The sequence below is a fragment of the Microbacterium sp. Leaf159 genome (assembly GCF_001423615.1).
Lineage (GTDB): Bacteria > Actinomycetota > Actinomycetes > Actinomycetales > Microbacteriaceae > Microbacterium.
The window spans coordinates 706,287-712,979 of record NZ_LMOU01000001.1 but is presented as its reverse complement, the minus strand read 5'-3'; the positions used below and the strand labels follow the sequence as shown (position 1 = coordinate 712,979).

Sequence of the window (6,693 nt, the reverse complement as noted above, 5' to 3'; positions counted from 1 at the left end):
CGTAAGCCGGGGGAGCTGCGTCGTATGCCGGCGGCGGCGTCTCTCCTGACGAGGGCGCGGGCGGCGGGGGAGTCGGGATCGTGGTGAGCCAGTAGGAGTACCAGCTCTGCGTCGACGCGGGATCGGCCGCGACCTGCTGCGCCTCGATGTCGGTGAGCTGTAACCCGAGGGCGCCGCGCAGATCGGACCTGGTCAGGGACTCACGGAATTCCTCGAGTGACATCGTCATAGTCAAGAGAATGGCAGACCTATGTACCGGTCGACAATCCGTGGGGTTCGCTTAGCAGGTCTCCTCCCTGCAGCGCCATGCCCTTCACGCGCCGGGTCGGTCGCGGCATCGTGGTCGCACACGCGCCCACACTGCCGACAGGAGTCAGACGGATGGCACTCAGAAGAGTCGTGCCCGGAGAAGAACCCGGTATCCGTCGTCGACGTTCTGGGTCGGGCTTCCGCTACCTCGATGCCGGCGATGAGACGGTGTCGCAGGCCGATCGTGAGCGGATCCATGACCTCGCGATCCCGCCGGCGTGGACGGATGTCTGGATCGCCGCCGATCCGCTGGCGCACATCCAGGCTGTCGGCACCGATGACGCGGGAAGGCGGCAGTATCTCTACCATCCGCTCTGGCGGACAGGGAGGGATCAGCGCAAGTTCGCCCGCGCGCTGCGGCTGGCCGAGGCGCTGCCTGCGGCCAGGGCCAAGGTGACGCGCGCGATCGGGGAGCCCGGTCTCACACGCGGACGCGCACTCGCGGTGTCTTTCCGGCTGCTCGACGACGCCGCCCTGCGGATCGGTTCGGAACGCTACCTCGTGAAGCACGGCAGTCGTGGCCTCAGCACGCTTCGACGCCGCGACGTCCGTATAGACGGAAGCACAGTCGCCCTGAGCTTCCCCGCGAAGAGCAAGCAGTTGGCGTCGATCGAGATCACCGACGCTCCGCTGGCCGAGGCCCTGTCGGAATTCTCCGTCGGATCCCCGCGTGCGCCGCTGCTGGCCTACCGGAAGGGGCGGCGGAGGGTGCGCCTGACCTCGAGCGAGGTCAACGACTATCTGCGCGAGGTGGCGGGAGCCGCCTTCACTGCGAAGGACTTCCGCACGCTGCACGGCACCATCCTCGCGGCGGACGCGCTGGCCCGTATCGGTCGGCTCGAGACCAAGAACGAGAGGCGGCGTGCCGAGCGCCTCGCCGTGCAGGCCACGGCCTCGGCGCTCGGCAACACCCTCGCGGTGGCGCGAGGGAGCTACATCGACCCTCGCGTGTTCCGGCTCTACACGCGGGGTCGCACCCTCGATCTCACCGTGTCACCCGAGACTGCGATCCGCCGGCTGCTCGGGCGCTGACGGTCCTGCTCACACGAGCCTCGTCACCACGATCGCCACGACGAGTGGCGCGAGCGGGGTCAGCACTGCGACGACGACAGGCCAGACGCGAACGCGAGAGTCGACCACCCGCGCAGACGCGGCCAACATATCGCCCGAACGCCGGTATGCGGCTGCATCCAGAGCCGGCGCATTGTCGTCGCGGTACAGCTGCGCCCGCCGGCCGAAACGGTCATGCAGCGCAGCGATGACCGTGACGAAACGCGCGAGCTGATCGGCGTCGGTCAGATCCAGTGCGGGGAAGTACACGTACAGACTGCTGTCCACCACCTCGAGGTCGAGGTCGCTGCTTGCATCCATCAGGGTCGCCATCAGATCGGGTGTCAGCACGTACAGGGCATCCGTCTCGTAGCCGGACGGAACGGAGAGCTCGAAGACGTCGCTGAAGTCGCCCTCGAGACGCAGCTGCGCGGCTCGACGAGGTCGACGGGGCAGCGTGCTGAGCGCCCCGCGACCGGCGCGGGATCTCAGCGTGATCCTCGGTGCCTCCGCGGGGAGAGGGATCCGCACCGAGCGGATCGAGTGGATCGTCGAACCCTCGCGGTGCCCCACGACGTACGTGTGCTCGGCCGAGTCGAAGGGCACAGGACTCCGTCTCGCGTCCAGATGATCGCGCGCCGTGCGTCCGGTTCGCTCGATCTGCTCGTCCAGCGATCCACCCCAGATCCAGTCGCTCACATCGTCGCGATACGTCCACCCTGCATCGCGAGCGATAGCGGCGAGCATGCCTCGGCGTCGAGCGTGCCGGCGGATCGAGATCGCGGTCCACGCGACGGCGCCCGCGCCTAAGGCGACGACCGCGCACTGCGCCACGAGCAACTCGATTCCATCGACCCCCCACCCGACGGGAAGGACGTAGAAGCAGACCGCAGCGGCGAGAGCCAGGTAACCGACGGAGCAGGCCGCGACGAGCGCGCTGCTGCGCACTCGTGCGGCCCTCCCTCCGGGGACGATGGGCACGCTCAGGGCTTGTAGACGATGGCGATGTGCAGCTGCCCGTTCTCTCGAGCCCAGGCGAGCCACCGCGGTTCGTTGATTCCGCTGAGCCGCTGGATCGGAATCACATGGATGCCCTCGTCCGGCCGCCCCAGCGCCCGGAACTGTGGCTTCTTCGAGATCCAGATGGTGCCGCCGCCGTCCCAGGGCTCGAGGCTCGAGTACACGTACCCGTGCTCTCGCAGGTTGATGGCATCCGCCAGAGCCTCCGCCTGGGGGGCGATGTCGGCGATGACGTCCGAGGGCACCGTTCCGTCCGTCGTGAAGGCAGCGACGTCGTAGACATTGCCGTCGCCGTAATCACGGGTCGCGAGGATGGCCAGCTCCGTGACGCCCTTGTCGCTGCTCCTCGTCCACAGTGCGTGCGAGTTCTTCGCCCGCTTGTTCATCAGAAACCCGCCGAAGTTGATCTTCTGGAAGGCGAAGTCGTCGAGTTTCGCAGCGATCTCGGTGCGGCTGGTCATCGTGGTGTCGTCTCCTTGTCCGGAGGGCGCGGTTCGGCCCTGCGCCCTGAATCCTAGGAAGGCAGATGGCTGTCCGCGGTGACTCCGAACGACTCCGAACGGCGTGACGACGACCCGGCACCGTTCGCTGTCCTAGGCTCATGACATGCCCGACCCGCGCACCCTCGACGAACTGTGCGCGTTGCTCGGGACGGTGCGCACCTCCGTGGGATCGCCGTCTTATGCGGAGATCGCTCGCAGGATCGGCGTGATCCGCGGGGGCGAGGAGCCCGCGAAGGTCACCGTGTACGACTGCTTCCGCCCGGGACGTCGCCGGGTCGATGATCGGCTGGTCGGCGACATCCTGCGGGCACTCGGCACGTCCGATGAGGAGGCGTCCGACTGGAGCGCATCAGCGCGCGTACTGAACGGCGACCGATCGGGCGTCCACATCCCGGTCGAGTTCGAGACCAGAGCTGTCGGCGGTTCCGAGATCGGGCGCGAGAGGCTGCTCGCGTCACTGCCGGCAGCCGATGTCATGCTGCTCACCGGACTTCCCGGGGTGGGCAAGAGCACACTGGCGACGGCGCTGGCGCGGGGCGATCGGGTACTCAGCGTCGACCTGCGCGAGTCGCACATCGGCTGGCCGTCCGCTGACCCCGTGGACGTGCTGCGACGCATTCTCGGGGCGCTCGGGGAGCGGTCGCTGCCCTACGAGATCGGGCTCCTGCGCGAGCGCCTGGCCTCTGCAGCCGATGGTGTGACGTGCATTCTCGAGGACGCAGGCCAGGCTCAGCGTCTGCTCCCGCTGATCGTGCCGGGGCTGCGTTATCTGGTCACCTCGCGCGTCGATCTCGCCTTTCTCGCCGAGCAGTTGCGGGCAGACGGAATCCGAGCTCGTCACATCGCGATCGCGCCTCTCGAGGCTGATGATGCCGCGCGACTCCTCGTCCACCTCCTCACGCGCGAGGAGAACGGGACGGTGCCCCCGCGGTCCTTCACCGCAGCTGACGTCGACCGGGTCGTCGCGGTGAGCGGCGGGCTTCCCGTGGACATCGCGATGCTCGCCGGCATCGTCCGCGAGCATCCGGGGTGGACCTTCGAGGATCTCGCCTCGCGTTTCGAGAACGAACCGCGAGACGCGAGAATCCGTCCTGTGCTCGACGCCGCCACTCGCGCGCTCCGGAGCGGTGACGCCGACCTCCTCGCGGACGCGGCGTTGATCGATCGAGATTTCGATGAGAGTGTGCTCCTCGCTGCCGCCGGCTCTCAGGCGTCTGCCGGTCTCGACCGTCTCCGCTCCCGCCACTTGATCGAGCGCCGCGACGGCCGCGTGCTGATGCACGCCACCGTGTTCGCGTTCGCCCGGGAGCGCTCGAGGTCGTTGCGTCCCGAGTCGATCAGGCGCTTGTTCGTCATGCGCGCCGGTCGCGCCGTGCTCGACCGCATGGCCGGCGACAGGGACTATGCAGCGAGGGAGGTCGCCACCGTGCTCGCGGTCGCGACGGCGGCGCGTGAGCACGGGGGCGACGAGTTGGTCGAACGCCTCGCCCTCGACGCGCACCCCGCACTGTCGCGCTGGTCGATGTGGAACGAGTCTCTCCGTCTCCACGATCTCGCCACGAGGGGAGCCGGAATCCATCTGATCCCCGAGCTGGCGCTCGGCGTCGCAAACTGTGCCGAGAAGCTGGGCCGCTTCGACGAGGCGCTCGTCAAACTGCACCGAGTCCGTCGCGTCGCCGAGGGAGCTGCGCTCGCCCGCACCTGGAATCAGATCGGGAACGTGCAGCGGTGGATGAGTCATCTCGACGAGGCGCTGACGTCATATCGTGCGGCGATCGGGCATGCGCGCTCTGCTGGCGACCGCGTGGTCGAAGGTCGAGCGACAGGGAACCACGCCGATACGCTGCGGATTCTCGCGCGCTACGACGAGGCGCAGGCACAGTACTCCGATGCTCTGGCTATGGCCGAGAGCGAGGCGGACGAACTCAACACGGTGATCGTCCGGGGGAACCGGGCACTGTGTCTGCTCGCGGTCGGTCATCTCGACGACGCGGAGAACGAGCTCAGCGACCTCCTCGCTCTGTCGCGTGGCGCGTCGCTGCCCTTCGTGCGGCGCACACGAGCGCTCATCGCCGAGGCGCGGGGCGACGATGCACTCGCCCGAGAGCGGCTGGGCGAGGCGATCGGGGTCGCCGAAGCGTCGGCCGAGTTCGCGACCTCAGCCGACCTCGTGCTGCTGGCGGCGCGCATCGACGCGCGGTCGGGAGCGCATGCGAGGGCGGCGGCACAGGCTCGCGATGTACTGCGCGACGCCGAACTCGCCGCGTCGCCGCTGATCGCCACTGAGGCGGCGAACTCGCTCGCAGAGATCCTCCTGCTCGCGATGCTCGCGGACCCGGACGAGCATCGCCTTGCTGAAGCCGAGTTGCAGGCCGGTGAGGCCAGGAGCATCGCGGAGGCGACGGGCGATCGGGCCGAGGTCGCTCGCAGCGACGGAATCCTCGCGCGGATCGCCGAGGCCAGGGGGAACGTCGAGGATGCGGCTCGGCTCGATTCGGCATCGCGTGCTCTCTACGCGAAGCTCGGCCATCGGCTTGCTCCACCGACGGATCGACCGGGTCGGGCGGATGAATCCGGCGACCCGGTCGGCGCGGGGGAGCAGACGGCTCAGCTCTCGCGAGGGTAGGTGTAGAAGCCCTCGCCGGTGGCGACGCCGAGCTTGCCCTTGTCGATGTAGTGCTCCTTCAGCAGGTCGGCGAAGCGCTGCTGCTTCTCGCCGCCCATGCGCGAGATGTTGTACGCCGTGGTCAGACCCACGATGTCGTAGATCTCGAACGGGCCGGCGGGAGCGCCGGTGCCGATGCGCCAGGTCGCGTCGATCGCCTCGGGCTCGGCGATTCCGTCGACGAGGAGGCCGGCCCCCGCTTCGAGGAACGGCACGAGGAGGGAGTTCAGCAGGTATCCGGCCTTCTCCTTCTTGATCTGGATCGGGACCATGCCGATCTGCGTGGCGAACTCCACGACCTTCTCGTAGACGGCAGGATCGGTACCGGGCGTGCCCATCACCTCGGCGGTGTTGTGCGACCAGATCTCGTTCGCGAAGTGCAGTGCGAGGAAGCGATCCGGCCGTCCGGTGGACTCCGACAGGGCGCTCGGCAGCAGAGTCGAGGAGTTCGTCGCGAAGATCGTCGTCGCGGGTGCCGCATCGGCAAGGGTGCGGTAGATGCCCTGCTTGAGCTCCAGGCTCTCCGGGACGGCCTCGATCACGAGGTCGGCGGTCGCGGCGGCATCCGCGAGGTCGGAGGTGAGGCGGATGCGGCCGACGGCCGCCTGCACGCCACCGTCCGCCGCGTTCTCTACGCCGTCTGCGACGTAGCGCGCGGCGAGCGCTTCGAAACGTTCGGCAGCACGGTCGAGCGCTGCCTGATCGATGTCGTACGCGACGACGTCGAATCCGTGGAAGGCGGTCTGGAACGCGATCTGCGATCCGAGGACGCCGGTGCCGAGAACGGTGATGTTCTTCATTTCTCTTCCTTCTTCGATGGCCTTGTGGGCCGTGGTCATGATGCGGCGTCGCCGCGGTCGAAGCGCTGGAGGTCGTGCGCGAAGCGCGACACCTCCGCATTCGACCACTGCGCGATATGGGTGTCGATCACGTGCTGCAGCGTGTCGAGCGTTCCCCGGAAGGCTTCTTCGCCCTCGGGTGTGAGTGCCAGCGGGCGCCCGCGCCCTGCCGTCGCGGGCATCTCCTGCACGAGCCCGAGGGTGATGAGCGACGAGAGCTGCCTCGACACCGTGGATCGGTTCAGCCGAAACATCTGGGCGATGTCGGTCGAGCGGATACCGGGCTCGTCGGCGATGGCCATCACGA

Annotated in this window: 7 protein-coding genes; 2 read left to right on the top strand and 5 right to left on the bottom strand. The window is 68.3% G+C overall.

Translation table 11 applies throughout. From position 1 onward, the window contains the following. Positions 1–223: hypothetical protein (locus tag ASF80_RS19000; protein WP_200934738.1), on the bottom strand; the 223-nt coding region annotated here is incomplete at its 3' end. 158 nt (positions 224–381) lie between these two features. On the opposite strand from ASF80_RS19000, the gene ASF80_RS03500 reads away from it, so the two are divergent. Continuing rightward, positions 382–1,341, top strand: coding sequence for a DNA topoisomerase IB (locus tag ASF80_RS03500; protein ID WP_056308028.1), 960 nt, complete (start codon positions 382–384; stop codon positions 1,339–1,341). Between the two features lie 9 nt (positions 1,342–1,350). Here ASF80_RS03500 and ASF80_RS03495 read toward each other — a convergent pair whose 3' ends face one another. Together ASF80_RS03495 and ASF80_RS03490 are read right to left on the bottom strand one after the other, a co-directional pair. Beyond that, a complete protein-coding gene (locus ASF80_RS03495; RefSeq protein WP_235559869.1) occupies positions 1,351–2,340 on the bottom strand; it encodes a hypothetical protein in 990 nt (329 codons plus the stop codon). Positions 2,341–2,342: 2 nt separating this feature from the next. After that, entirely contained in the window at positions 2,343–2,840 is a 498-nt protein-coding gene (locus tag ASF80_RS03490; protein ID WP_056308024.1) for a hypothetical protein, read from the bottom strand. A 145-nt stretch (positions 2,841–2,985) separates the two neighbouring features. Here ASF80_RS03490 and ASF80_RS03485 point away from each other — a divergent pair, with 145 nt between their 5' ends. Then, positions 2,986–5,508, top strand: a complete 2,523-nt coding sequence (locus tag ASF80_RS03485) for a tetratricopeptide repeat protein (RefSeq protein ID WP_056308022.1) — start codon at positions 2,986–2,988, stop codon at positions 5,506–5,508. Here ASF80_RS03485 and ASF80_RS03480 read toward each other — a convergent pair. Together ASF80_RS03480 and ASF80_RS03475 are read right to left on the bottom strand one after the other, a co-directional pair. Next, positions 5,490–6,347 (bottom strand): 3-hydroxyacyl-CoA dehydrogenase, encoded by an 858-nt coding sequence (locus tag ASF80_RS03480; RefSeq protein ID WP_082488170.1) that lies wholly within the window; start codon positions 6,345–6,347, stop codon positions 5,490–5,492. The genes ASF80_RS03485 and ASF80_RS03480 overlap by 19 nt on opposite strands. Before the next feature lie 35 nt (positions 6,348–6,382). Then, positions 6,383–6,693: MarR family winged helix-turn-helix transcriptional regulator (locus tag ASF80_RS03475; RefSeq protein WP_162239108.1), on the bottom strand; the 311-nt coding region annotated here is incomplete at its 5' end.

Excerpts from the sequence above, each read along its gene's own strand:
- ASF80_RS03480 (WP_082488170.1), bottom strand. The coding sequence starts at position 6,347 with ATGAAGAACATCACCGTTCTCGGCACCGGCGTCCTCGGATCGCAGATC.
- ASF80_RS03490 (WP_056308024.1), bottom strand. The coding sequence starts at position 2,840 with ATGACCAGCCGCACCGAGATCGCTGCGAAACTCGACGACTTCGCCTTC.
- ASF80_RS03485 (WP_056308022.1), top strand. The coding sequence starts at position 2,986 with ATGCCCGACCCGCGCACCCTCGACGAACTGTGCGCGTTGCTCGGGACG.
- ASF80_RS03500 (WP_056308028.1), top strand. The coding sequence starts at position 382 with ATGGCACTCAGAAGAGTCGTGCCCGGAGAAGAACCCGGTATCCGTCGT.